Source organism: Streptomyces sp. MNU89 (genome assembly GCF_020982505.1).
GTDB classification, from domain to species: Bacteria; Actinomycetota; Actinomycetes; order Streptomycetales; family Streptomycetaceae; genus Streptomyces; species Streptomyces xinghaiensis.
Map to the genome: position 1 here is coordinate 3,383,957 of NZ_JAJKLL010000001.1, position 24,275 is coordinate 3,408,231.

At 74.0% G+C, this 24,275-nt stretch carries 19 protein-coding genes and 1 pseudogene; 9 read left to right on the top strand and 11 right to left on the bottom strand.

Annotated features, from left to right (window positions below):
- Positions 1-6 precede the first annotated feature (6 nt).
- Complete coding sequence (locus E4N63_RS14500) at positions 7-996, bottom strand: ABC transporter permease (protein ID WP_125622040.1); 990 nt, start codon at positions 994-996, stop codon at positions 7-9.
- Between the two features lie 73 nt (positions 997-1,069).
- On the bottom strand, positions 1,070-2,749 hold the full coding sequence (locus E4N63_RS14505) for an ABC transporter substrate-binding protein (RefSeq protein WP_125622038.1): 1,680 nt from the start codon (positions 2,747-2,749) through the stop codon (positions 1,070-1,072).
- 584 nt (positions 2,750-3,333) lie between these two features.
- On the opposite strand from E4N63_RS14505, the pseudogene E4N63_RS14510 reads away from it, so the two are divergent.
- Positions 3,334-4,311: pseudogene (locus tag E4N63_RS14510) on the top strand (ROK family protein); the annotation flags it as partial.
- A 292-nt stretch (positions 4,312-4,603) separates the two neighbouring features.
- Here E4N63_RS14510 and E4N63_RS14515 read toward each other — a convergent pair.
- A complete protein-coding gene (locus E4N63_RS14515) occupies positions 4,604-5,257 on the bottom strand; it encodes a sigma-70 family RNA polymerase sigma factor (protein WP_125622034.1) in 654 nt (217 codons plus the stop codon).
- A gap of 184 nt (positions 5,258-5,441) precedes the next feature.
- Here E4N63_RS14515 and E4N63_RS14520 point away from each other — a divergent pair, with 184 nt between their 5' ends.
- A complete protein-coding gene (locus tag E4N63_RS14520; protein ID WP_230240863.1) occupies positions 5,442-6,680 on the top strand; it encodes a MerR family transcriptional regulator in 1,239 nt (412 codons plus the stop codon).
- 233 nt (positions 6,681-6,913) lie between these two features.
- Here the strand turns inward: E4N63_RS14520 and E4N63_RS14525 are convergent, their stop codons facing one another.
- Positions 6,914-8,287 (bottom strand): deoxyribodipyrimidine photo-lyase, encoded by a 1,374-nt coding sequence (locus E4N63_RS14525; protein WP_230240864.1) that lies wholly within the window; start codon positions 8,285-8,287, stop codon positions 6,914-6,916.
- A gap of 353 nt (positions 8,288-8,640) precedes the next feature.
- Here E4N63_RS14525 and E4N63_RS14530 point away from each other — a divergent pair, with 353 nt between their 5' ends.
- The 4 genes from E4N63_RS14530 to E4N63_RS14545 are packed head-to-tail and all read left to right on the top strand — an operon-like array spanning position 8,641 to position 13,776.
- A complete protein-coding gene (locus tag E4N63_RS14530) occupies positions 8,641-10,098 on the top strand; it encodes a polyprenyl synthetase family protein (RefSeq protein WP_125622028.1) in 1,458 nt (485 codons plus the stop codon).
- A 5-nt stretch (positions 10,099-10,103) separates the two neighbouring features.
- Positions 10,104-11,675, top strand: a complete 1,572-nt coding sequence (gene crtI / locus E4N63_RS14535; RefSeq protein WP_230242483.1) for a phytoene desaturase family protein — start codon at positions 10,104-10,106, stop codon at positions 11,673-11,675.
- Positions 11,672-12,730, top strand: coding sequence for a phytoene/squalene synthase family protein (locus E4N63_RS14540; RefSeq protein WP_230240865.1), 1,059 nt, complete (start codon positions 11,672-11,674; stop codon positions 12,728-12,730). The genes crtI and E4N63_RS14540 overlap by 4 nt, the downstream gene beginning before the upstream one ends.
- Positions 12,730-13,776, top strand: a complete 1,047-nt coding sequence (locus E4N63_RS14545) for a DUF5914 domain-containing protein (protein WP_230240866.1) — start codon at positions 12,730-12,732, stop codon at positions 13,774-13,776. The genes E4N63_RS14540 and E4N63_RS14545 overlap by 1 nt, the downstream gene beginning before the upstream one ends.
- A 161-nt stretch (positions 13,777-13,937) precedes the next feature.
- Here E4N63_RS14545 and E4N63_RS14550 read toward each other — a convergent pair whose 3' ends face one another.
- From E4N63_RS14550 to E4N63_RS14575, 6 genes are all read right to left on the bottom strand, one after another.
- Entirely contained in the window at positions 13,938-14,975 is a 1,038-nt protein-coding gene (locus E4N63_RS14550) for a sodium:calcium antiporter (protein WP_125622084.1), read from the bottom strand.
- A 115-nt stretch (positions 14,976-15,090) separates the two neighbouring features.
- Positions 15,091-16,701, bottom strand: coding sequence for an FAD-dependent oxidoreductase (locus E4N63_RS14555; RefSeq protein ID WP_374112769.1), 1,611 nt, complete (start codon positions 16,699-16,701; stop codon positions 15,091-15,093).
- A gap of 120 nt (positions 16,702-16,821) precedes the next feature.
- Positions 16,822-18,045: a lycopene cyclase family protein gene (locus E4N63_RS14560; RefSeq protein WP_230240868.1), complete on the bottom strand. Its 1,224-nt coding sequence runs from the start codon at positions 18,043-18,045 to the stop codon at positions 16,822-16,824.
- 359 nt (positions 18,046-18,404) lie between these two features.
- The gene (locus E4N63_RS14565; RefSeq protein ID WP_185831078.1) at positions 18,405-18,578 is read right to left on the bottom strand and encodes a hypothetical protein; all 174 of its coding nucleotides are present in this window, start codon (positions 18,576-18,578) and stop codon (positions 18,405-18,407) included.
- The gene (locus tag E4N63_RS14570; RefSeq protein ID WP_125622018.1) at positions 18,575-19,984 is read right to left on the bottom strand and encodes an OFA family MFS transporter; all 1,410 of its coding nucleotides are present in this window, start codon (positions 19,982-19,984) and stop codon (positions 18,575-18,577) included. Before E4N63_RS14570 ends, E4N63_RS14565 begins: the two co-directional genes overlap by 4 nt.
- Before the next feature lie 117 nt (positions 19,985-20,101).
- The gene (locus tag E4N63_RS14575; RefSeq protein ID WP_230240869.1) at positions 20,102-20,431 is read right to left on the bottom strand and encodes a testis-expressed protein 44; all 330 of its coding nucleotides are present in this window, start codon (positions 20,429-20,431) and stop codon (positions 20,102-20,104) included.
- A 490-nt stretch (positions 20,432-20,921) separates the two neighbouring features.
- Between E4N63_RS14575 and E4N63_RS14580 the strand changes: the two genes are divergently transcribed.
- Both E4N63_RS14580 and E4N63_RS14585 read left to right on the top strand, forming a co-directional pair.
- The gene (locus tag E4N63_RS14580; protein WP_230240870.1) at positions 20,922-21,716 is read left to right on the top strand and encodes a helix-turn-helix transcriptional regulator; all 795 of its coding nucleotides are present in this window, start codon (positions 20,922-20,924) and stop codon (positions 21,714-21,716) included.
- On the top strand, positions 21,709-21,933 hold the full coding sequence (locus E4N63_RS14585) for a DUF397 domain-containing protein (protein ID WP_230240871.1): 225 nt from the start codon (positions 21,709-21,711) through the stop codon (positions 21,931-21,933). Before E4N63_RS14580 ends, E4N63_RS14585 begins: the two co-directional genes overlap by 8 nt.
- A gap of 93 nt (positions 21,934-22,026) precedes the next feature.
- Here the strand turns inward: E4N63_RS14585 and E4N63_RS14590 are convergent, their stop codons facing one another.
- Entirely contained in the window at positions 22,027-22,521 is a 495-nt protein-coding gene (locus E4N63_RS14590) for a GNAT family N-acetyltransferase (RefSeq protein ID WP_125622010.1), read from the bottom strand.
- Between the two features lie 294 nt (positions 22,522-22,815).
- Here E4N63_RS14590 and E4N63_RS14595 point away from each other — a divergent pair, with 294 nt between their 5' ends.
- Positions 22,816-24,270 (top strand): fused MFS/spermidine synthase, encoded by a 1,455-nt coding sequence (locus E4N63_RS14595; protein WP_230242485.1) that lies wholly within the window; start codon positions 22,816-22,818, stop codon positions 24,268-24,270.
- The last annotated feature ends 5 nt before the right edge of the window (positions 24,271-24,275 follow it).

Consider the following 24,275-nt stretch of genomic DNA (forward strand, 5'->3'; position numbering starts at 1 on the left):
CTCGGCTCAAGCGCCGGCTCGGGTGCGGGGGTCGATGAGTCCGTACAGCAGGTCGACGACGAGGTTGGCGCCCAGCACCGCCACCGTGATCACCAGGAAGATCCCCTGCATCAGGGCGTAGTCGTTGTTCTGCACCGCCTGCAGCAGCTTTCCGCCGATGCCCGGGTACGAGAAGACCTGCTCGGTGATGATCGATCCGGCGACCACGAAGCCGAGGGAGATCGCGAAGCCGGCGACCGACGGCAGGACCGCGTTGCGCGCCGCGTAGTGGGTCATGATGCGGCGCTCGCGCAGGCCCTTGGCGCGGGCGGTGAGGACGTAGTCCTCGTCCACGGTGGAGACCATCATGTTGCGCATCCCCAGCAGCCAGCCGCCGACCGAGGAGATGACGATGGTCAGCGCCGGGAGCGTGCCGTGGTAGATCGCGGACCCGATGAACTCCGGGTTCCAGCCCGGGTCGAGGATCACGTCGTAGCCGCCGAGCAGCGGGAACCACCGCAGGGCCGAGCCGAACACGGCCACCAGGATGAGCGCCAGCCAGAAGTACGGCACCGCCGCGAGAACGGTGGTGGCGGGCACCAGCGAGTCCAGCCAGGTGCCGCGCTTCCAGCCGACGAGCATGCCGAGCGTGACGCCGATGAGGAAGGACAGCAGGGTCGCGATCCCCACGAGGACGATGGTCCAGGGCAGTGACTGCCGGATGACCTCGGCGGCGGGCGTCGGGTAGACGCTGACCGAGATCCCCAGGTCCCCCCGGAAGAGGTTGACCAGATACGACAGGTACTGGTCCCACAGGGGTTCCTGCGTCCTCGTGCCGAGGAGGAGCTCATAGGACCGGCGGACCGACGGGTCCACGGAGCCGCCGCGCTGCGCGAGCCTCGCCATCAGGGTGTCCACCGGATTGCCCGGCATCAGCCTCGGGATGAAGAAGTTCAGCGTCAGCGCGGCCCACAGGGCGACCACATAGAACGCCAGCTTCCGGATGTAGTACCTCATCGGTTGCCGCCCATCACCATGGCTCCTCCTCGAAACCGCTCGCTGATCCCGCCGAACCCGGTCCGCTCAGCTCCTACTTCGCGGGCTTGAGGTTCATGAAGATCTGCGAGTGGTCGGGACGGCTCCACACCGCCGGGAAGGCGTACATGTTGTCCTCGGTGGGCCAGCCGGTGAACTTCTCGGCGTTGTACTCGCTGGTGGTGCCGCCGGTCAGCACGGGGATGTACGGCATGCCCTTCTCGATGGCCGTCTGGATGGTGTCGAACCGCTTCTGGCGCTCCGCGGTGTCCTCGCGGTCGATGCCCTTCAGCTCGTCGAGCGCCCGGTCCACCTTCTCGCTGCTCCAGCGCGAGTAGTTGGGATTCGCCGCCTCGCCGACCTTCGCGGTGGTCGCGGAGGAGAAGAAGTAGTTGTAGAGGTAGTACGGGTCGGCCGACGGACCCTGGTACAGCGAGTCGATCAGCAGTTCGTACTCGCCCTGGCCGCGGGCGTCCGACCACTCGTTCCACGAGAGCTGCTGGGCCGTCACCTTGATGCCGGCCTTCTCGAGCTGCTGGCCCATGGTGTCGACCGCGGTGATGTAGTCGGTCCAGCCGGTGACCACCTTGATGGTCAGCTCCACCGGCTTGCCGTCCTTGGCGTAGATCCCCTCGCCGTTCTTCCGGTAGCCGGCGTCCTCCAGGACCGCGGTCGCCTGGGCGGTGTCCGGCTCCATCGGCGCGAGTTGCTGCTCCAGGTCGCCGGAGATGAGGGCCTTGTCGCGCTCGGGGAGGGCGAAGCCGGGGGATATGGGCGAGGAGGTGCCCTGGAAGGCGAGCTTGTTGATCTGTGTGCGGTCCAGGGCGTGGTGGATCGCCTTGCGGACGGCCGGGTCGGTCTGCGGGCCCTTGCAGCCCTTGTCCGTGGCGGCGCAGGTCATCAGCACGGTCTGGTTCATCGGGACCGTGATCGCCTTGTAGCCGGGGTAGTTCTTCTCGACGTTCTGCATGTCGGGCACCGGCCCGGTCTGCCAGTCGATCTTCCCGGCGGCGAGGGCGTCGGCGCCCGCCTGGTTGCCGGAGAGGGAGAGGTAGCGGATCTTCTTGACGTCCGGCTCGCCGCCCCAGTAGTCGGCGTTGGCCTTGAGGGTGAACGCCTGGGCCTTGAAGGTGTCCAGGGCGAACGGGCCGGTGCCGACCGGCTTCTTCATGACGTCCTTCGACGGATCGTCGATCTTGCCCCAGATGTGTTCCGGCACGATCCAGACCCGGCCGAGGACCTGCGGGGCCTCCATGAAGGAGGGCTTGTCGAAGGTGATCCTGACGTGGGTGTCGTCGACGGCGGTGGCCTTGCCCTTGTACCCGGTGCCGTTCATGGTCGGGTGCTTGGTGATCATGTCGAGCGTGAAGACGACGTCGTCGGCCGTGAACTTCTCTCCGTCGCCCCAGGTCACGTCGGAGCGCAGGGTGATGCTCAGCTCGGTGCCGTCCTCGTTCCAGGCGTACTCGGTGCCCAGCCGGGGGGTCGGCTCCTCGTTCTTGGTGAGGTTGTAGAAGAAGAGGGGCTCGAAGATGGTGCCGTCGCCGTCGAGCCGGGACGGCGAGTACGGGTTGAAGTTGGCCTGGTAGTCGCCCGACTGGCCGGTGTAGACGACCAGCGTCTCGTCGGACGCTCCGGAGCCGCCGCCCCCGGAGCACCCGGCCAGCAGCGCGGCCGCCGCCACCGCGCCGACCGCTGCCGTGCGTGCGCGCCGGCGGTTTGCCTGCAGGAACATAGTCGGTCCTCTCACTCGCTGGCCGGCACGCCGATGGGCCCGGTGCGCCCGCCCCGTCGGGGGCGTCTGTCGTTGTGTCGAGATTGTTAAGACGCCGAATAAAGAAAGTCAATACCCCGGCGATCGCGGGATGCGGCGGCTCCCACGCCACCCGGCCGCTCCGTGGCCACGCCGTGATCCCGCAGCGCGCACGGACCCCGGAGGCGGCGGACGGGCTCCGGCTTCCGCTCCGACGGCCACCCCGGTTCCCGCTCCCCGGCGGGGACTTCGTCAAGCGGCTAAACTAAGCAGGCTCGCGCGGTGCGATCCGCTGTGGAGGGCATCGATATCGTGAGCGCGCACAGCGAGCGCGGGCGGAGGATTCAGTGAGCGGACCCAGCGGACCGGCGCAGGCCACACCCCATACGAGCAGCAGATCCGCCGTACTCGACGTGATCCGGGCCGCGGGCACCATCAGCCGGGTCGGGCTGGTCCGGGCCACCGGCTTCACCGGGGCCACGATCTCCACCGTCGTCCGCCGCCTCATCGACGACGGGCTGGTGGTGGAGACCGGCCGCGCCGAGTCCACCGGGGGCAAGCCGCGGGTGCTCCTCCAGCTCAACCAGTCCTCGCGGTACGCGGTCGGCGTCCACCTCGACCAGGCCGGCATCACCTACGTCCTGACGAACCTCGGCGGCTCGGTCGTCGCCCGCATGTCCCGCGCCGGGGTCGGCGCCGAGGACCCGCCTGTGGTCGTCGAACGGATGGCCCGGGAGGTCGACGCGCTGATCGACGGCGTCGGCGTCGAACGCGACCGGGTGCTGGGCCTCGGCCTCGTCTCCCCCGGTCCGCTCACCCCCACCAGCGGGATGCGGCTCACCCCGCCCGCCATGCGGCCCTGGGAGGACTACCCCCTCGACCGCGCCCTGGAGAAGGCCACCGGGCTGCCCGTCGTCCTCGACAACGACGCCACCGCGGCGGCGCTCGGCGAACACTGGTCCGGAGTCGTCGGCGGCACCTCCACCTTCGCCGCCCTCTACATGGGCACCGGCATCGGCGCCGGGCTGCTCATCAACGGCCTCGCCTACCGCGGCGCCAGCGGCAACGCCGGCGAGATCGGCCACATCTGCCTCGATGTGGAGGGGCCGGAGTGCTGGTGCGGGGCGCGCGGCTGCACGGAGGTGATGGCCGGGCCGGCCTCCGTCGTCGCCGCCGCCCGGGCGGACACCCATCTCGCCCGGGTCACCGGGCTGACCGGCGAGAACGGCGCCAGGGGCGCCCGGCCGTCGGTGGTCGCGGAGTTCGCGGCGGTCGCGCGGGCCGCGCGCGGCGGTGAGCCGGCGGCCCGGGCGCTGCTGGAGCGGTCGGCGCGCTATCTGGCGGTGGCGGCCCGCACTCTGGCCAATGTGATGGACCTCGAACTGCTGGTGCTCACCGGACCGAGCCTGGCGATCGCGGGTGCCACGTATCTCCCGGTCGTCCAGGAGGAACTGGACCGCTCCTTCTTCTCCCGCGCCACCCATCCCGTCGCCGTACGGCTGTCCACCTCGGCGGCCACGGCACCGGCCATCGGGGCGGCGACCATGGTGCTGCAGACCGAACTGGTGCCCCTGCGGCAGGGGTTGCGCCTCCCGGACAACCTCTCCGACGCGGAGCCGGGGCGGGCCCGGGCGGCGGGGCGGCCGGGCGTAGCGGCCCGCACTCCCGCGGGCAGCGGGCAGCGGGCCGGACTGCTGCGGGAGAGCGGATTCCGTGTGCACCGTTTGTGCCGCGTTTACCGGCCCGGCGCACGCACCGGGTCCCGCGGCGAGCGTGCCCGGCGCGCGGCGTCCGGCGGCGGCCAGGCTCGCACGCCCGTGCGCCCGTGCGCCGGCGTCAGGCCGCCTCCTCCGTGCCGGGGAGCTCCGGGCCGAGGGCGTCGCGCAGACGGAGCAGACCACGTCGGACATGGCTCTTCACGGTGCCGAGCGGCAGCCCGGTGCGGACCGCTATCTGGGCCTGGGTGAGGTCGTCGTAGAACGCCAGGCGCAGCACCAGGCGCTGTGCGGCCGGGAGCCGTTCCAGTTCGTGGTGGACCAGCACGCGATCGATCACCGCTTCCGGGCGGGCCGCGGTATCGGGAAAACCGGACCGGACCGTGCCCGCGGCCGCCACCAGTTCCGCACGCCGCGTACGGTGCGCCAGCGCGTCGGCGACCTTGAACCGGGTGATGCCCGTCAGCCAGCCCGGCAGGGAGCCGCGCTCCGGCCGGTAGCCGGCGCGGCCCCGCCAGGCCGCGATGAAGACCTGCTGCGTGACGTCCTCGGCCTCGCGGTCGTCCCCCAGGGCCCGCCGGGCGAGCGTGTGCACCAGGGCTCCCCAGCGGTGGTGGGCGGCGGCCAGGCAGTGCTCGTCCCCGGCGGCGAGACCGGTGGCCACCTCCTCGTCGGACAGTTGCTCCGGAAGGCGGAGTTCGTCCCGGGCGCGGGGGGCCGGTGTGCCGTGCGGCGGCGCGGGGACGCTCCGCGGGGCGGTGTGCTGTGCGGTCATGACGAACTGCTCCTCCTGCCGGTTCGGAGCCGGCCGGTGCGACGGGCGGCCCCGCGTCCGCCGGAGGCCGGGTGGCGGACACGGGGCACCGCCGGACGCCTCTGCGGCGCCGCGGCCCGGCCAGCATCGGAAGGGAACGCGGAAGCGAGCAACTCGCATCGTTTGTGCAACGTATGGTGATGCCATGAGCGCATCGGAACGCCGGGTCCCGGCAGCTGCCGGGACCGGCACGACGGATACGGGGCCGGAGCCGGACACGGTGACCGGGGCGGGCCCGGCCCCTGCGGACCCGGCGGACCCGGCGGACTCGGCGGGGACGACCACGGGGGCGGTGGCGCGCCGGCTCGGGGTCTCCCCCGCCACCCTGCGCTCCTGGGACCGCCGTTACGGCATCGGGCCGGAGGTCCGGCGGGACGGCCGGCACCGCCGGTGGGCGCCGCGCGACATCGCGGTGCTGGAGGAGATGTGCCGGCTCACCGCCTCGGGCATCCCCCCGGCCGAGGCGGCCCGCGCCGCCCGCGCCGCCGGCCGCTCCCTTCCCGGCGACGCGGAGAGTTCCCCCGCCTCGCCAAGCGCCACAACACCTGGCGCGTCACCCGGCGGCCCGTCCGGCGCACCGTCCCCCGCCGCGGGCCACGCTCCCGCCGCACCGCCGCCCACGACACCGGCCGCCGCAACCGCCGGCGAGTCCCCCGTACCGGCCCCCCGCGGTGCCGCCCGGCAGCCCGGTTCCGGCAACGGGCTGCCGCTCGGCGACGTACGGCAGGAGTGCCGCGGTCTCGCGCGCGCCGCTGTGCGCCTGGACGCGGCGGCCGTGGAGCAACTGCTGGCGTCCGCCGTCGAACAGCACGGCCTGGTCACGGCCTGGGAGGAGGTGATGGTGCCGACCCTGCGCGCGGCGGGCCGCAAGTGGGAGACGGCCGGGGACCGTTATGTCGAGGTGGAGCACCTGCTGTCCTGGCACGTCTCCTCGGCGCTGCGCCGGGTGCCGTCCGCCCCGCCCTCGCCACCCGGGGTGCCCCGGACTCCGCCCGTGCTGCTGGCCTGCGTCCCGGACGAGCAGCACGCTCTGCCGCTGGAGGCGCTGGCGGCCGGTTTGATCGAACAGGGGTTCCCCGTGCGGATGTTCGGCGCGGCGCTGCCGGCGGAGGCACTGGACGCGGCGGTGCGGCGCACCGGTCCGGCGGCCGTCGTCCTGTGGTCGCAGAGCCGTTCGACCGCCAACCGCCCGCTGGCACGGCACGTCGCCGCCAGCGAGTGGGGGGTGAAGGGTGCGCGGACCCATCCGGCGGTGCTGCTCGCCGGTCCGGGCTGGGCGGGGCCGTCCGTCCCGGGGACGCTGCGGCCGCTCGGGCTGCGGGAGGCGCTGGAGGCGCTCGGCCGCTTGCGCCGCACGGTGCCGGCAGGGCCGGCGGTGCCGTAGCGGAGGACCGCGGCCGCCTCGGCCCGGCCGCCCGGCCGGTGGGCCCTCCGCCGGCCCGTCGCGGGTCCGCACCCGCCCCTGCCGTCACGCCCGAGCCGGGTACCGGCAGTCGGCTCCGGCCGCCACGGCGGCCCGTGGGAGTGGCCGGCGGGCGCCTGCGGCACGCCGGGCACGGGCACCATCGCGGCGCGGGAACGAGCCGGTGCGGTGGCCGGGAGCCGCCGACCGCACGGTCAGTCGCGGCCGCGGGCCCGTTTGAAGCGGGCCAGGCCCTCCGCGAGGCCGATGACCGGCTCCGGATAGCCGTACCGGGCACGCTCGGCCGCCGGCATCCGCCACGGCTCGTGGACGAACCTGCGTTCGACGTCCGCCAGTTCGGGGACCCAGCGGCGGACATAGGCGCCGCCGGGGTCGAAGCGGCGTCCCTGGGCGACCGGGTTGAGCACCCGGTGCGGCCGGGTGTCGGTGCCCGTTCCGGCGACCCACTGCCAGTTGAGCTGGTTGTTGGCGAGGTCTCCGTCGACCAGCCGGTCCAGGAAGTGCCGGGCGCCGGTGCGCCAGTCGACGTACAGGGTCTTGGAGAGGAAACTCGCCGCGAGCAGCCGGCCGCGGTTGTGCGTCCAGCCCTCGTGGGCGAGCTGGCGCATCGCCGCGTCGACCACCGGATAGCCGGTGCGCCCCTCCTTCCAGGCCGCGATGTCCGCCGCGGCCTCCGGCCCGGTGCGCCAGTGGTCGTGACGGGTGCGGTAGTCGGCGTGCGCGGCGGCGGGCCGTGCGGCCAGCACCTGGTGGTGGAAGTCCCGCCAGCACAGCTGCCGTACGAAGGCTTCGGCGCCGGGGCCGCCCGCCCTCCGCGCCCGGTGGGCGAGCTCGGCCGCGGAGACGGTGCCGAAGTGGAGGTGCGGCGAGAGGCGTGAGGTGGCGTCGCCGGCCATGTCGTCGTGCCGGTCCTCGTAGGCCGCGAGGCCGTTCCGCAGCCAGGCCGCGGCACGCCGCCGCCCCTCGGTCTCACCGCCCGCGGCGAGCCCCGGGGAGACACCGGAAACGGCGGAACGGGAGGGCAGCGGCTCCGAGCCCGGCCCGTCCGGCACGCGCACGACGCGCGGTGCGGCCAGCGGCGCCCGCGGGGACTCGGCCGACCATCGCCGGAAGTACGGGGTGAACACCGCGAAGTGGTCCGACCCGGCCGGGGTCACCGCTCCGGGCGGGACCACGGTGACCACCGCGTCATGGACGACCAGCCGCCGCCCGCCGGCTTCGAGCGCCCTGCGCAGCCGCTCCTCGCGGCGCTGGGCGTAGCCGCTGGCGCCGGCCGCCGTGTGCACCTCCACCGCGCCCGTCTCGGCGGCGATCTCGCACACCCGCTCGACGACGGGGCCGGAGCGCACCACCAGCCGGCCGCCCCGGTCGCGGAGGCCCGCGTCGAGCGCGGCCAGGCAGTCGGCGAGGAACGCCCGCCGGTTGGGCCCGGCGAACCCGGCCGCCTCGATGCCGTCGTCGCGGACGAAGAGCGGCACCACCGCGTCCGCGGAGGAGAGTGCCGCCCGCAGCGGCGGGTGGTCGTGCAGCCGCAGGTCGGCGGTGAACAGGACGACCGAGACGGTCATGGCGCCCCTCCGGCTGGGAGTGCTCGGGTGGTCCGGGCGCCGCGGCCCGGGCGGACCCCGCGTGCCGTACCGCCCCGTGCCGGCGGTGCCCGCGGCGTCGCGGTGCCCGCCGCCCATCGTGCCCGTACCGCCGCTCCGCGGCCGCCGCCCGGGCTCGGGAGGGCGGCGGCGTCCTCCGAACGGTCCTCCGCCGGACGTGGCGCGGGGCGCGGCCGGGTCCGACGTGATCGACTGGAACGGCGGCGTCCGGCGCCGCCTCCGAGCCACATCGGCGACGTGCCCGCCCGGCCGCATCCGCGGGGCACCTCTGCTCCGAATGAGATGGGACCGCAGCCGATCGACGCGACGAGAGGATGTGCGAATTGCGCCGCACACGGGCAGAGGAGCCCCCGGCCACCGGCCGCCACCCGGGTCCGTCCGCAGCGCCCAGGCCGCCGGGCGGTCCGCGGGAGCCGTTCGACGACGCCGTCAACGGCCGGGGGGACGAACGGGGTTCGGATGCCGAGCCGGGGTACCCGGCCCCCGTGGAATCGAACACCGCGGAGGCGGACCTCAGGGAACCCGGCGCCGTGGACGCGGATGTCGCGAGCGCCGTCGGACACATACTCGACGGCGTTCTGCGGGAGCGGGTCACGGCCGCGGCGGGCATCGACGACGTGTTCGCCCGCGACATCGCCGAGCGCGTCATGCGCTTCACGCTCGGCGGCGGCAAGCGCATGCGCAGCCAGTTCCTGTGGTGGGGGCTGCGGGCCTGCGGCGGTGGCCGCGATCCGGAGGCGGCGGAGGCCGCACTGCGCGTCGCGGCCGGGCTGGAGCTGATCCAGACCTGCGCGCTGGTGCACGACGACGTGATGGACGACTCCCCGCTGCGCCGCGGCCGGGCCACCGTCCACGTCGAACTGGCGGCCCAGTACGGGAGGTCTGGGCGCGGGGCCGCCGGCCGCACGGCGGGCGGGCACCGGCCGTCCCGGTACGGAGCGGCCGCCGGACCGGACGAGCCCTTCGGCCGGGCGGCCGCCATCCTCGCCGGGGACCTGGCCCTCGCCTGGGCGGACGACACCCTCGCCGAGACACCGCTCGCGCCGGACACCCGCCGCAGGGTGCGCGGCATCTGGCGGGCCATGCGCACCGAGATGGTCGCCGGGCAGTACCTCGACCTGCACGGGCAGGCCACCGGTTCGCGCTCCATGGTGCGCGCGATCCGCACCGCCTGTCTGAAGAGCGCCCTGTACTCCGTCGAACGCCCGATCGCACTCGGCGCCGCGCTCGCCGGCGCCGGTGACCGCACCACGCGTGCGCTCTGTTCGGCGGGCCGCTGCGCCGGCATCGCCTTCCAGCTCCGCGACGACCTGCTCGGCGTGTTCGGCGATCCGGAGCGGACGGGGAAGCCGTCCGGGCACGACATCCGCGAGGGCAAGCCGACCTATCTCGTCGCCGTGGCCCGGGCGCGCGCCGAGGCGGACGGCGACGGCGCGGCGCTCGCCGTCCTCGACGGCGCCCTCGGCGACCCCGGCCTGTCCGCGGACGACCTGCGCCGGGTACGGGCCGTGCTCACCGGCACCGGGGCACGCGCCCTGACCGAGACCAAGATCGACCGGCTGGTCGGCCAGAGCGCGCGTCATCTGGCGGGGGCCGCCGTGGAGCCCGCCGCGGGCCGCCGCCTGCGGGCCCTGCTCTCCGCCGTGGCGGGGGTGGGCGCGTGGCCGGACGGCGCGGACCCCGCACCCGGCCGCCGTGCCCCCGCTGGAGCGCCGGACGGCATGCCCGTACCGCTGCTCCTCTCCGCCGCCCCCGAAGGAGACCGCCGATGACACCGATGAGGACCGTCCCGGGCCGGACCGACCATGTGGTGGTGGTCGGCGCCGGACTGGCCGGACTGGCCGCCGCGCTGCACCTGCTGGGCGCGGGCCGGCGGGTGACCGTCGTCGAGCGCGGCACCCTCCCCGGTGGCCGCGCGGGCCGCCTCGACCGCGGGGGCTACCGCATGGACACCGGTCCCACCGTGCTGACCATGCCCGAACTGGTGGACGACGCGCTGGCCGCCGTCGGCGACAGCCTCGCCGGCCGGCTGGACCTCGTACCGCTCCACCCCGCCTACCGGGCCCGGTTCGCCGACGGGTCCCGACTCGACGTGCACACCGGCGCCGAGGCGATGGAGGCCGAGGTCGAACGCTTCGCCGGCGCCCGCGAGGCCGTCGGCTACCGGCGGCTGCGCGGCTGGCTGGAGAAGCTGTACGCGGTGCAGATGCGCCGCTTCATCGACGCCAACTTCGACTCCCCGTTCCAGCTCCTCCACCCCGACCTGGCGCGTCTCGCCGCGCTCGGCGGCTTCGGCCGGCTCGACGCCCGGATCGGCCGCTTCCTCTCCGACGAGCGGCTGCGCCGGGTGTTCTCCTTCCAGGCGCTGTACGCCGGGGTGCCGCCGGCCCGCGCCCTCGCCGCGTACGCCGTCATCGCCTACATGGACACGGTCGCCGGGGTGTACTTCCCCCGAGGCGGCATGCACGCCCTGCCGCGGGCGCTGGCGGACGCGGCGGCCGACGCCGGGGCCGACTTCCGTTACGGGGAGGAGGTGACGGAGCTGGAGCGCTCGGGACCGGGCTCCCGGTCGGGCCCGGGCTCGGGGAACCGGATCACCGCCGTCGTCACCGACCGGGACCGCATCCCCTGCGACGCGGTCGTCCTCACCCCCGACCTGCCCGTGACGTACCGGCTGCTGGGCCGCGGCCCGCGCCGCCCGGTCGCCCTGCGCCACTCCCCCTCGGCGGTGATCCTGCACGCGGGGACCGACCGCACCTGGCCCGGACTCGCCCACCACACCATCTCGTTCGGCGCCGCCTGGAAGAGCACCTTCCGCGAACTGACCCGCACCGGAAGCCTGATGAGCGACCCCTCGCTGCTCATCACCCGGCCCACCGCCACGGACCCCTCGCTCGCGCCCCCGGACCGCCATCTGCACTACGTCCTCGCGCCCTGCCCCAACACCGACATCGGCCCCGGTGTCCGCGCGTGGACGGATCTCGCGCCCCGCTACCGGGACAGTCTCCTCGCCGAACTGGAGCGCCGCGGCCTCACCGGCCTCGGTGCGGCGATCGAGGAGGAGTGCCTGGTCACCCCCGCCGACTGGACCGCCGAGGGGCACGCCGCCGGAACGCCGTTCTCGGCCGCGCACACCTTCGCGCAGACCGGCCCGTTCCGCCCGCGCAACCTCGTCCGCGGCACGGAGAACGCCGTGCTCGCCGGCTGCGGCACCACCCCCGGGGTGGGGGTGCCGACCGTACTGATCTCGGGGAAGCTCGCCGCCGCCCGCGTCACCGGGCCGCTCTCCCCGCCGCGCTCCGCCACCGGCCGCATCCCCGGCCCCGCCAGGAAAGGCACGCACGTATGACCGAACGCGAACTGGACGCGGCGGGCATCACCGACCCCGCTCTCCGCGCCGCCTACCGCGAGTGCCGCCGGCTGAACGCCCGCCACGGCAAGACCTACTTCCTCGCCACCCGGCTGCTCCCCGTCGAACGGCGCCCCGCCGTGCACGCCCTGTACGGCTTCGCCCGCTGGGCCGACGACATCGTGGACGACCTGGCGTGTGACACCTCCCCCAGCGAACGCTCCCTGGCGCTCGAACGGCTGCGCGAGCGGCTCACGGCAGGGCTGCGGGACGGGGGCCGGTACGGGGACAGCGCCCCGGCTGGCGCCGACGACGAGCCGGTGGTGCGGGCCCTGGCGCACACCGCGCACCGCTACGCCATCGACCACCGCCACTTCACCGACTTCATGGACTCGATGCGCAGCGACCTGGAGGTCACCGACTATCCCGCCTACGACGACCTGCGGCGCTATATGCACGGTTCGGCGGCGGTCATCGGCCTGCAGATGCTGCCGGTCCTGGGCACCGTCGTGCCCCGCGAGGAGGCGGCGCCGCACGCCGCCGCGCTCGGAGTGGCGTTCCAGCTCACCAACTTCCTGCGGGACGTCGGCGAGGACCTCGACCGCGGCCGGGTCTACCTCCCCGCCGACCTCCTCGCCGCCCACGGTGTCGACCGCGACCTCCTCCAGTGGAGCCGCGCGACGGGCGCCCGCGACCCCCGCATCACGGCGGCCCTGATGGCCGCCGCCGACCTCACCCGCGGGGTGTACCGGGAGGCGGCGCCCGGCATCCCGATGCTCGACCCGGTCGCGCGGCCCTGCATCCGTACCGCGTTCGTGCTGTACGGCGGCATCCTGGAGGCGGTCGCCGACGACGGTTACGCGGTGCTGCACCGCCGGGCGGTCGTCCCGCGCCGGCGCCGGGCGGCCGTGGCGCTCGACGGGCTGGCCCGGGTGACGGCGGCCCGGCTGCGGGCGCGTACCGGCCGGTCCCCGTCCACCGCGTCCGCCCCGTGGCGGACCACGCGGCCCCGCCCGGCCGTCACCGCCGAGCGGGCCCACGGGGAGGCGGCCTGATGCCCACGGCGGCGGACGGCAACCGGCGACGCCGCGGCCGCTTCCCGCTCCGTCTGCGCCGCGACCCCGTCCCCTGGGACCGGCAGCGGCCGACCTGGCGCGACGCCGGACCGGCGCTGATCGCCGACGCGCTGAAGCGCTCACAGGCCCGCCCCTCCGGCAACTGGTACGTCCTGGGCGCCACCCGCGACATCGCCGGTGACCGCCCGCTCGGCCGCACCGTCGCGGGCACCGAGGTCGTCGCCTGGCGCGACGCCGAGGGGCGGCTGCGCGCCGGGCCGGGCGCCTGCCCGCACCTCGGCGCGCCCCTGAAGGACAGCCCGGTGCGCTGCGGCACCCTCGTCTGCCACTGGCACGGACTGGCCCTGACCGGCGTCCCGTTCGCCGGCTGGGAGCCGTATCCGGTGCACGACGACGGGCTGCTGGTCTGGGTGCGCCTCGACGCGACCGGGGGCGAGGAACCGCTGGAGCGGCCGGTGGTGCCGGTCCGGCCGGAGCCGGGGGGCGCGCTGCCCGCCGTCTTTCAGGGCGTCGGGCGGTGCGAGCCGGAGGACATCGTGGCCAACCGGCTCGACCCCTGGCACGGCGCCTGGTTCCACCCGTACTCGTTCGTGGACCTCACCGTGGTGGGCACCCCGGACGGGGAGGGCACGGCGGGCGAGGGGGCCGACGAGGACGGCTTCGCCGTGGACGTGTCGTTCAAGGTGGCGGGCCGGGCCGTGGTTCCCGTGCGGGCGGTGTTCACCGCGCCCGAGCCGCGCACCGTCGTCATGCGCATCGCGGAGGGCGAGGGCCGGGGATCGGTCGTGGAGACGCACGCCACGCCGCTGACGGCCCCGGACCCCGCGTCCGGACGCCCCCCGCGCACGGCGGTGATCGAAGCGGTGGTCGCCGCCTCGGACCGCAGGGGCTTCGCGCTGGCCCGCGCGGCGGCGCCGCTGCTCCGCCCGCTGATGCGCGCCGCGGCGGGCCGCCTGTGGCGCGACGACCTGGCCTACGCGGAACGCCGCTGGGAACTGCGCAGCACGGGGCGTTTTCCGGGCTGAACGGGACCGCACAGCCGTCACTCGGAGCCCACCGGGCCTCTCGCGCACTGCCCGGCGCAGCCGGTGGGCGACGGCGGGGGTCGGCCCGCGACCGCCCGCCGCGCGCGAGCAAGCCGCCCGCCCCGCCCCGCGCGGCACCGTTCCGGCGGCACGCGGAGGATTCACACGGCCAGGGCCACCACGATGACCGCGTAGACCGTGATCAGCAGGATGCCGTCGAAGCCCAGCCGCAGCCACCCCCGCCGCTGCCGTACGAGCAGCCCGGCGAGCAGGACGGCGGTCATGACCAGGGCACCGCTGGTCATGAACAACTGATCGGCTCCCGCGGCCTCGTACAGTGAACCGCCCCGGTAGGCAACGTCACCGACGGCAAGGTTCAGCACGTCGAGGCAGTTCCCGCCTATCACAGCGGCGATCGCCAGGGTCACCGCGCCCCGCCGGACGGCGGCGATCGCGGTCACCGTCTCCGGCAGGGCGTTGACGACGCCCATGAAGACGCCTCCGACCAGTCCGGCGTTCAGGCCGGTTGCCTCCACCAGGCTCTCCGCGGCGCGCGCCACCGCCCAGCCGCCCACCACCACGACGGCCGCGACGCCCGCGAATTCGGTCCAGAGGCTCCCGGTACGGCGCTCGGGGAAGGAGGGGGAGTCGTCGGGCACGTCCGCCACGGTGTCCTTGGTGCGCACGGCACGCCACAACGGCCGTTCACCGTTCTGGATCAGCCGGAGCGCGCCGAGGTAGACGGCCACCAGAACGGCGGACGCCGGATGGACCCCCAGGAACGTCCCCTGGGGGCCGAGGGACGCCATGAGCGCGATCCCGAGCATGGCCAGCAGCAGGGAGCCGAACAGCAGATTCTGCGAGGAGGACGCCGCGTGTTCGAGGTTCACCCCGCGGTACACGGCGTCGGCGACGACGACGGCGAGCGTCTGGGCGGCGATGCCGCCCACGGCGTTGCCGTACGCCAGTTGGGGGTGCCCGTCCGCCGCGCTGACACCGGTCATGACGATTCCCGACAGGGAGGTCGCCAGCCCGAAGAAGACCGCGCCGAACAGGGCCTCGCCCCAACCCGTCCGGTCCGCGAGGGTGTCCCCCAGGGCGGTCAGCCGGATGCCGCACACCACCGTGGCCGCGCCGGCGATGACGAAGGCCGCGATGCTCCAGCCCACCGACCACTGACCACTGATCTGTTCGAGCACTCGGTGGACTCCAGCCTCTCTGCGGTCGGTCACGGCGCGCTTCGGATACCCCGGGGCCCGTCCTCGACACGCGCCCGAACAGACGAACGATGTGGGGGAGGACGGCCCGTCCCTCTCACCCCAGCCGGCCGGCCAGCGCCCGCAGCAGCGCCGTGCGCCCCTTCTCCGGCACCGTCCACAGCGTCTGGCCGCGCACTCCCCACCGCTCCAGCAGGGCGTTCGAGGCGAGGAAGCCGGAGGTCGCGGCGCGCTCCATCAGCGCCACGGGGAGCCCCGTGCGCACCAGGTCGCCGGCCACCACCAGCGCCGGATCGGGCGTGTGCACGGTGGGCCGGTCCGGGTAGCCGCCCACGGGGAACAGCGGGCAGTCCGCCCGCCATTCGTGCCGGACGTCCACGGTCTTCGCGTCGCCGGTCTCCGGGTAGACCCGGTGCAGCTCGGCGAGGAGCCGCTTCTCCTCCACCTTCCGGTCGGCGGCCGGGTCGACGGCGTAGGCGTGCAGTTCGACCACCGAGCCGCCGGTACGGGCGGCCCAGCGCGCGGCCTCGCCCTCCCAGCGGTCGAGCACGCTGACGTTGTCCAGCGGCCCGTAGCCGCTCGTCCCGAGGAAGCCGGGCCGGTCGGCGGCCACGGGGCGGTCCAGCCAGAACCGGGAGACCAGGAAGGGCGGCGCGGTGCGCAGCCGGGCGATCCGCTCGCGCCACGGCTCGTTCCCCAGCCGGGGCGAGCGGCCGACGAGTTCGCGCAGGCCGCCGGTGTCCAGGGCGAGCACCACGGCGTCGCAGTCCTGCCGTCCGTCCGCCGCGGCGACGGTGAAGCCGCCCTCCGGGCCGGGCTCCACGGACTCCACGGCGCGCGCCGTGCGCAGCTCGGCGCCGTGTCCGGCGAGATAGCCGCCCAGCGGCTCCCAGAGCGCCTGCGGGAACGGCTCGTCCGGCACGTCGAAGAGCAGCCCCTCGCTGGAGCCGAGGAAGTAGATGTGGAACATCAGCACCATCTCGGCGGCCGACAGCCTGCGCGGGTCGGCGAAGAAGCTCCGGGAGAACACCTCGAACGCCAGATGGTGCGCGGCCTCCGGGAAGCGGATGCGGGACAGCAGTTCGGCGGCGCTGATGCCGTCCAGCTGTTCGTAGACCTCCGGCACCCGCACGTCGAGCAGGGGCAGGGCCGCGCGCGGGTTCATCCGGGCGAGGTCGCGCCAGCCGAAGGTGGGGCTGAGGGCGGCGAAGCCGAGGGCGCTCCACGGCGGGGTGCGCGGGACGCGGGCGAAGCTGTCGCGCAGACCGCCGCTGTGCTGCAGCGGGTAGTCCGGCAGGCCGGTGAGCGCGGAGAGCCCGGGGTCGGCCCGCCGCAGCAGCCCCCGCAGGTTGTAGTACTGGCGGAAGAAGGCGTGGAAGCCGCGGCTCATGGTGGCGGACGAGCCGTCGGAGAGCTCGACGGGCCACCCGGCGAGGCGCCCGCCGAGGCCGGGTTCGCGCTCGTACAGGGTGACGCGGACGCCGCGCTCGGCCAGCCCGGTGGCCGCCGCCAGCCCGGCGATGCCGCCGCCGATGACGGCCGTCCGGGGCGGTTCGCCGGTGATCCGGGGGCGGCCGGACGGCGCGGGCAGGATGCGGGCCCGCCGGTCCCGTCCCCGGCGCGGGGGGCTCACCGGGCGTCCTCCGGAACCTCCGGAAGCGGACGGGGACGGAACTGGGGAGCCGGGGCCGGAGGCGGGCGGAACCATGAGCGGGTCTCTTCCTCTTCGAACAGCGGGTGACGGGACGGGAAGGCGAACCGGCACGGCCTCGGGGCGTGCGCGGAACGGGACGGGAAGGGATGCCGGTGCGGTGCGCGCCGCGCCGCGTCACGGCCGCCCGTCGCCCGGGCCGGCGCGGAGCGGGAGGGAACGTCTTCGCAGCCAGGGCAGCTCGGCCACGGTGCGCAGCATGGGAAGGACGGGGGTGCGCAGTCCGATGGCGAAGTCCTCGCGCATCCGGGTGCGCCCGTCGAGGAAGCGCAACAGCCGCTCCATGGGCACGTGTTCGAAGAGTCCGGTGAAGAACCGGTCACCGTCCACCCGCCCGCTGTCGAGCGCACGCAGCATCACCGCGTCCATGGCGCGGGAGCGCGCCGGGTGGGGAGAGGGCGGCACGGGGGTGCGGCCCTGGTGGTACGCCTCGGCGACGGCCCGCGTCTGCCGCTGCACGGCGGCGAAGGTGTACCCGGTGGACGGCCGGGTGGCACCCCCGGCGGCACCGATGCGGAACACGGACTGCCCCACGCGCCGGGGATACCGGCCGTCGCTCATCGGGATCACCCCCTGCTCGGCGGCGGTCACCTCGTACGGCCCCGCCTTGAGCACCTCGCCCAGGTAGTGCCGGAGCGCCTGCTCGTACTCCTCGCGTGCCAGTGCGGTCGCCGAGAACTCGGTGTACTCGACGAGGGCTTCGTCCGGGCCGGTCGGCAGCACGTATCCGAACGAGAGTCCGTGCGCGGGCTGCGGGGTCCGGAAGTCCATGAGGTCCGCGACCGCCGGGTCGAACACGGGCCGTTCGGTGCGGACGAACCAGCCGCGGAAGTGCTGGAGCAGCACGGTCCGCGCGGGTGGCAGCCGCTGCGGCGGCCGGGAGTCGAACACCCACCGCGCCCGCAGCCGCACCGGCTCGCCGCCCGCGGTCGTCCCGCGCACCTCGGCGCCCTGCGGCAGCTCCGCCACATCGGTGACGTCGGCGGTCAGGCGCCGGAAGAAGGGGGAGGGACCGAGCCGCCGCTCCACCGCCGCCTCGAAGTCCCGGGAGCGCAGCATCTTGTACCGCAGCGGGGCGGGCTGCCCGACGACTTCGGCGCCGCCGGCCCCGCGCACCCGCAACCGGTCCCAGGAGGCGGCCAGGACGCCGTCGTACTCTCCCCCGGGCTCCTCCCAGAAACACCAGGTCCGCTCGGGCGGCCGGAGGGGCCCGGCCGGAGCGTCCACCAGTGTCACCTCGGGCCCGAGCCGCCCCCCGGGTTTGGCGGCGTCGCACAGCCGGTACGCGAGCGACAGCCCGGCGGCCCCGGCCCCCACGATGGCGACCTCCGTGTCGTACACGACGACTCTCTCTCCTCACCTGCCGCTCGGCGGACTGCGGACGTACACCGCGGGCCGGCGGCGGAAGCCGGTCCTGCTGTCTTCGTCCCTCGGTCCGGCGCCCGGCGCGGTGGCCGCGGACTCCCAGCATTCCGCAGGGGAGCGCCATACGGATGCAGGCGCGAGGCGGGACACGGCGAAAATCCGTCAGGTGTTCGACATACGGCGCCCGGACGGGCAGGAGCACACGGCGGAGGCGTGCGGCGCCCCTGCGGGTGGACACGCGCGGCGGCGGAAGAGAGCCGCCGGGCCTCCGCGCCGGGGGAGGACGGCGAACGGAGGCCCGGCGGGTGCGGGGCGGGCGGGGCAGGAGGGGGCGATCAGCCGGTGAACAACTGCCGCATCTTCAGCAGAAGTTCGTAGACGCCGTAGGCGAAGGGCGCCCCGACCCAGAGCCAGGCGAGGGCCATCAGCGGCCGCCGCCCACCGGCTTCGGGCCGCGTGTCCGGCGGCGTGTTCGACGGGGCGGGTGCGGTGGAGCCGGGGTCCGTCACTGAGCCGCCTCCTCGGGCCGGGCGGTCGGGAACTGCGCCTCCGGCCCGGAGCGGGCCGGTCCGGACGGGTCCGGTTCGTGGTGGCGTTCATGGACCGGCCGGACCAGCTCGTTGGCGAGGAAGCCGACCACCAGCAGGCCGATCATGAGATAGAAGGAGAAGGTGTAGAGGCCGGGCCCGGTGCGCCCGGCGGACTCCCCGGCGTCCGCGACGGCGTTGACGATCAGCGGGCCGAGGATGCCGGCCGTGGACCAGGCGGTGAGCAGCCGGCCATGGATGGCGCCCACCTGGAATGTCCCGAACAGATCCTTCAGATACGCGGGAACGGTCGCGAAACCGCCCCCGTAGAAGGACACGATCACCGCCGTGCAGATGATGAACAGGGCCTTGGAGGAGTCGCCGAGCAGGGCGATGGCCAGATACATCAGCATCCCCACACCCAGATAGAGACGGTAGATGTTCTTCCGCCCCACCAGGTCGGAGGTGGAGGACCAGGTGAAGCGGCCCAGCATGTTCGCCAGGGACAGCAGGCCGACGAAGCCCGCGGCGGCCGTCACGCCGACGGGGGCGGAGGTGCCGGAGAAGAAGTCCGTGATCATCGGGGCCGCCTTCTCCAGGATCCCGATGCCCGCCGTGACGTTCGTGCACAGGACCACCCACAGCAGCCAGAACTGCGGGGTCCGCAGGGCGTTGTCCGCCGAGACGTGACCGGTGGTGACGAGAGGCTTGGCGACGGCGGCGGACGGCACCCACCCGGGCGGCCGCCAGTCGTCGGCGGGCACCCGGACCAGCAGCACGCCCAGCGTCATGAAGACCGCGTAGACCAGGCCCATGACGAGGAACGTCCGTGCGATCCCCGCGGACCCGGGCTCGAAGGCGGAGAGCATCTGCGCCGACCAGGGCGAGGCGATGAGCGCCCCGCCGCCGAAGCCCATGATGGCGATACCGGTCGCCATGCCCGGGCGGTCGGGGAACCACTTCAGCAGCGTCGACACCGGGGAGATGTAGCCGATACCGAGCCCGATGCCACCGACGAACCCGTAGCCGACGACGACCAGCCAGTACTGCTCGGTCCCGGCGCCCAGCGCCGAGATCAGGAACCCGGAGGAGAAGCAGAGGGCGGAGACGGCCATGGCCCAGCGCGGCCCGTTCCGTTCGACCAGCTTGCCGCCGAACGCGGCGGAGAGCCCGAGCATCACCATGGCGAGCTGGAACGGGAGTGCGGAGGCGGTCCCGGAGAGGCCGAGCGATTCCTCCAGCGGGGGTTTGAAGACGCTCCACGCGTAGGCCTGCCCGATGGCGAGGTGGATGGAGAGCGCGGCGGGCGGCACGAGCCAGCGGCTCCAGCCCGGCGGGGCGACGCAGCGGGAGCGTTGCAGCACACCAGGGACGAGAAGTGGGGCCATACGGTTCTCCTCCACGCGGCTTGCGGAAAAGTTCGTCCACGATGAGGAAACAGGGACTGACCGGCGACCGTACAGCTTTCACCCATTCCCGTGAAGGCTCCGCACACGGTGTCCGCCTCAACCGTCCTTTTCGGACCGCCCGTTGGGCCCCGCAGCGTCGCCCTCCCGTACGGGGAGCCGGGCGCCGCGGCTCCCCGCGATCCGGTGGACATCGCGCAGGGAATCGGCCAACCGGGCGGCGAGGAAGCGCAGTTGCGGCAGGGTGGCCCGCGGGTCACCGAGCAGGTCGGCGGCGTGCCCGAGCAGTGCACCGGCCATACCGAGCTGCACGCGCTCCATGTCGTCGGCGAGCCGCGAGACATGCCCGCTGCCGCCGCCGAGCAGATAGCACGGCTTGCCGTCGTTCGACCACGGCAGCAGCCGCGCCGCCCCGGCCTCTTCACTCACCGGGCCACCTCTTCGGCACGGAGGGGACGCGGCCCATATCCCGGCCACGCCCTCAGCCCGAACCCGTCCTCGACCACCCACAGCACCCGCCGCCGCGGCGCCGTGCCCCGCGGCGGCGCAGCCGCACAGACGCAGGCGGCCGGGCACCCGGAACCGGGGGCCGCCGACCGCCGCACCATGGCACCGTGCGGCAACGGGATCACGGGCGGCGGGGCGGACGGACCGAGACGCGCCCCGGACACCCCGGACGCTCCGGAGGCCCGATGCCGCCCCGGTCCGGCGCCCGCGCCCACACCCCGCCAACCCCCACCACAGGAACCGCCACAACGGTTCGAGGACGCGGGCCATGCGATCCAACATGTTCAACTCCTGCACACCTGAGGTCTCATCTGTCGCTCTGTAGCGATCTCCTCACACTGTGAGACCACACGGGCTAGGCTCGCTAGAGACCAGCAGGTGACGGGGGTTTTGTCGCACAAGGGGGGCGGCGATGGGCAACGCGTACGGGGACTGGCTCCGGGCACAGCGCGAGGCGGCGGGCATGACGCAGCAGGAGCTGGCGGACGCGGCGATCATGACGCGCTCGCACATCTCCCACATCGAGGCGGGCCGCCGCATCCCGTCCAAGGACGACGCCCGCCGCCTGGACAAGGCCCTGAACACGGGGAATGTGCTGAGCAACTTCCTTCCGCAGACGGAGATGGCGGTAGCGGACTACTTCGAACCCGCCCGCCTCCTCGAACAACAGGCGACGATCATCCGGGAGTTCGCCCTCTCCTACATCCCGGGCATCCTCCAGACGGAGGCGTACGCCCGTGCGGTTCTCGCCTCTGGCTTTCCGCCATGGAGCGATGAGGAGTGTGACCGGCACGTCGTCACACGTCTCGAACGAGCCAAGGTCCTCACCGACCCGGTGAAGCCGGCGGTGTGGGCTCTGCTGGACGAGGCGGTACTACGCCGCCCGATCGGCGGCCCGGCCGTCATGGCGGACCAGATCACGCACATGGCCCGGCTCGCCGAGAGCGGAAGAGTGCGCATCCACACCCTGCCCCTGGACTTGGGCGCCCATCCGCTCCTCCTGGGCATGCTGTCGCTCATGGATTTCGAGGACCAGCCCCCGGTCGCCTACAGCGAGGCCGTGTCAGTGGGGAGACTGCACGACTCGCCTTCCGTGGTCGACCGCCTCCGCAACGCCTACGCTCTCGCGATGGGCGAGGCGCTCCCGCAACGGGAGTCGCTGACTCTGATGAGGGCCATCGCTAAGGAGTTCGGGCACCATGACTGAGCACATACCCCATGAGGCTGCCGCCCTGAGCGGCTGCTGGCGCAAGTCGTCACACAGCAACAACGAAGGCGGCAGTTGCCTCGAAGTACTGGACGACCACCCCGCGGGCGTCCCCGTCCGCGACTCCAAGAACCCCCACGGCCCGGCCCTTGTCTTCCCGTCCCCCAACTGGTCGTCCTTCGTCACCGCCGTGAAGACCGGAGCCCTTTCCGTCTGATACCGCCCGGCTTGCCGTTGCGGCTCTCAGAGCCACCCCTGACTTGCCACCCAGCAGTCCCAGCCCCCCACACCGGTGCGGGCTGCCCGGGGGTCAGCCGGCCGGGAGCCGCTTCGTCATGACGTGTTCTCTCCGCCCGCCGGGCAACACGTCACCGAGTGGTCCGGCGTCCACGAAGCCGTGACGGCCGTACAGGGCGGTCGCGTGCTCGTTGCCGGGCATGACCGCGAGCCGCAGGGTCTCTGCCCGCTCCTCCACGGCCCACTGCACGACCGCCCGGACCAGGTGGTCCCCCACACCGCGTCCCCGCGCCTCCTTGCTCACCCACAGGGAGATCAACTCGACCACGCCGAGCCGTGGGCCGGGAACACCGCTGACCATCCCGGCCGGTTTCCCGTCGAGCACAGCCAGGAGATTGCGCGAGCCGGCGATGCTCAGCCGGGCGCGCCAGCGCTGCTCCCGGTCGCCCTCCCCCTGCCAGTCCGCGAGCATGGCCCCGAAGGCATCCGGGTCCTCGGCCAGCGCGGCCAGCCTCAACGCACGCCACGCGGACCAGTCGTCCGCTGTGAGAACGCGCAACTCAATCATCCGGAAAGGCTGTCCCGGAACGAAGGTCGGCCGCAATGCAATATTCCGCATGGCGCAGCAGCGTTGCGCACGAGCGATCGGCGGCGGAGTTCCCGGGAGATCCGGCACGATGCGGGGGCAGGCCGTCAGCGGCGGTGGCGCGCCGTCGCAAGCAGTCGGCTGCTCCGGGAATGACCGCACCCGCCCGGCGCATCGCGTGCGAGGATGTAACGCGTGACCGGATCGTCTCCCCCGTCCGCCGCCGAAGTCCCGTCTCGTACCCGCGGTTTGGGGCCCCGTGCCGCTGCCGTGCTGGTGTTCGGATCCTCGGCCGCAGTCCTGGTGGTGGAGATCGTCGCCCTGCGGCTGCTGGCCCCCTACCTCGGCCTCACTCTCGAAACCAGCACTCTGGTGATCGGCATCGCCCTCACCGCCATCGCCCTCGGCTCCTGGCTGGGCGGGCGCATCGCCGACCAGGTCGATCCCCGCCGGCTCATCGGCCCGGCGCTCGGGGTGTCCGGTGCGGTCGTGGCGCTCACCCCCGCCGTGCTGCGCACCACGGCGGAGTGGGCGCCCGCGCTGCTCCTGCTGATCGCGTCGCTGACCATCCTCGTGCCGGGCGCGCTGCTCTCCGCGGTGACGCCGATCGTGACCAAGCTGCGTCTCACCAGTCTCGCCGAGACCGGGACGGTGGTCGGCCGGCTGTCCGGCGTCGGCACCGTCGGCGCCATCGTCGGCACCGTCCTGACCGGCTTCGTCCTCGTATCGCGGCTGCCGGTCAGCGGCATACTGCTCGGCCTGGGGACACTGCTGGTCGTCGGCTCGGCGCTGGCGGAGTGGCGGACGCGCGGGTGGAGCGGCGCCCCCGCCCTGACGCTCGTGGTCGTTGCCGGCGGCCTGGCCACCGCGGTCGCGCCCGGTGGCTGCGACGCCGAGACCAAGTACCACTGCGCGCGGATCGTCACGGACCCCCAGCGGGACAGCGGCCGCACACTCGTTCTGGACGGCTTGCGGCACTCCTACGTCGACACCGACGACCCGACCTTCCTGAAGTTCACCTACGTGCGCGCCGTGGCCTCGGTGGTCGATGCCGCCTTTCCCGAAGGCGAACCACTCGCCGCCCACCACCTGGGCGGCGGCGGGCTCACTTTTCCCCGCTACCTCGCGGCCACGCGGCCCGGGACCCGCAGCCTCGTCTCCGAGATCGACGGGGACATCGTGCGGATCAACCGCGACCGGCTCGGTCTGGAGCCGGAAGCCGGTATCGAGGTACGCGCCGAGGACGGCAGGCTCGGCCTGCGGCGGCTGGACGCCGGCAGCCGTGACCTCGTCGTCGGTGACGCCTTCGGGGGCGTGAGCGTGCCGTGGCACCTCACCACGGTGGAAGCGATGTCCGGTATACGGCGGGTTCTCACCGAGGACGGCCTGTACGTCGCCAACCTCATCGACCACGGTGAGCTGGCCTTCGCACGGGCCGAAGTGGCCACCCTCGGCGCAGTCTTCGAGCACGTCGCTCTCGTCGGCGACCCCGCCGACATCGGCCTCGGCCCGGCCTCCGCCTCCGAGGGCGGCAACATGGTGGCGATCGCCTCCGACCGACCGCTCGACCTGCGAGCGGCCCAGGAGGCGCTGGACGCCCGGCGCACCGGCTGGAAGATCGCCACCGGCGACGACCTCGCCTCCTGGACCGGCGGCGCCCGGCCGCTCACCGACGACCACGCCCCCGTTGACCAGCTCCTCCAGCCCTCCGGATCGCAGACGGGCCGCTGACACGG

What these genes read in the sequence shown, in the direction of transcription:
- E4N63_RS14500 (WP_125622040.1), bottom strand. Translation starts at nt 996, where the DNA reads ATGAGGTACTACATCCGGAAGCTGGCGTTCTATGTGGTCGCCCTGTGG.
- E4N63_RS14505 (WP_125622038.1), bottom strand. Translation starts at nt 2,749, where the DNA reads ATGTTCCTGCAGGCAAACCGCCGGCGCGCACGCACGGCAGCGGTCGGC.
- E4N63_RS14515 (WP_125622034.1), bottom strand. Translation starts at nt 5,257, where the DNA reads ATGACCGCACAGCACACCGCCCCGCGGAGCGTCCCCGCGCCGCCGCAC.
- E4N63_RS14520 (WP_230240863.1), top strand. Translation starts at nt 5,442, where the DNA reads ATGAGCGCATCGGAACGCCGGGTCCCGGCAGCTGCCGGGACCGGCACG.
- E4N63_RS14525 (WP_230240864.1), bottom strand. Translation starts at nt 8,287, where the DNA reads ATGACCGTCTCGGTCGTCCTGTTCACCGCCGACCTGCGGCTGCACGAC.
- E4N63_RS14530 (WP_125622028.1), top strand. Translation starts at nt 8,641, where the DNA reads ATGTGCGAATTGCGCCGCACACGGGCAGAGGAGCCCCCGGCCACCGGC.
- crtI (WP_230242483.1), top strand. Translation starts at nt 10,104, where the DNA reads ATGAGGACCGTCCCGGGCCGGACCGACCATGTGGTGGTGGTCGGCGCC.
- E4N63_RS14540 (WP_230240865.1), top strand. Translation starts at nt 11,672, where the DNA reads ATGACCGAACGCGAACTGGACGCGGCGGGCATCACCGACCCCGCTCTC.
- E4N63_RS14545 (WP_230240866.1), top strand. Translation starts at nt 12,730, where the DNA reads ATGCCCACGGCGGCGGACGGCAACCGGCGACGCCGCGGCCGCTTCCCG.
- E4N63_RS14555 (WP_374112769.1), bottom strand. Translation starts at nt 16,701, where the DNA reads ATGGTTCCGCCCGCCTCCGGCCCCGGCTCCCCAGTTCCGTCCCCGTCC.
- E4N63_RS14570 (WP_125622018.1), bottom strand. Translation starts at nt 19,984, where the DNA reads ATGGCCCCACTTCTCGTCCCTGGTGTGCTGCAACGCTCCCGCTGCGTC.
- E4N63_RS14580 (WP_230240870.1), top strand. Translation starts at nt 20,922, where the DNA reads ATGGGCAACGCGTACGGGGACTGGCTCCGGGCACAGCGCGAGGCGGCG.
- E4N63_RS14585 (WP_230240871.1), top strand. Translation starts at nt 21,709, where the DNA reads ATGACTGAGCACATACCCCATGAGGCTGCCGCCCTGAGCGGCTGCTGG.
- E4N63_RS14590 (WP_125622010.1), bottom strand. Translation starts at nt 22,521, where the DNA reads ATGATTGAGTTGCGCGTTCTCACAGCGGACGACTGGTCCGCGTGGCGT.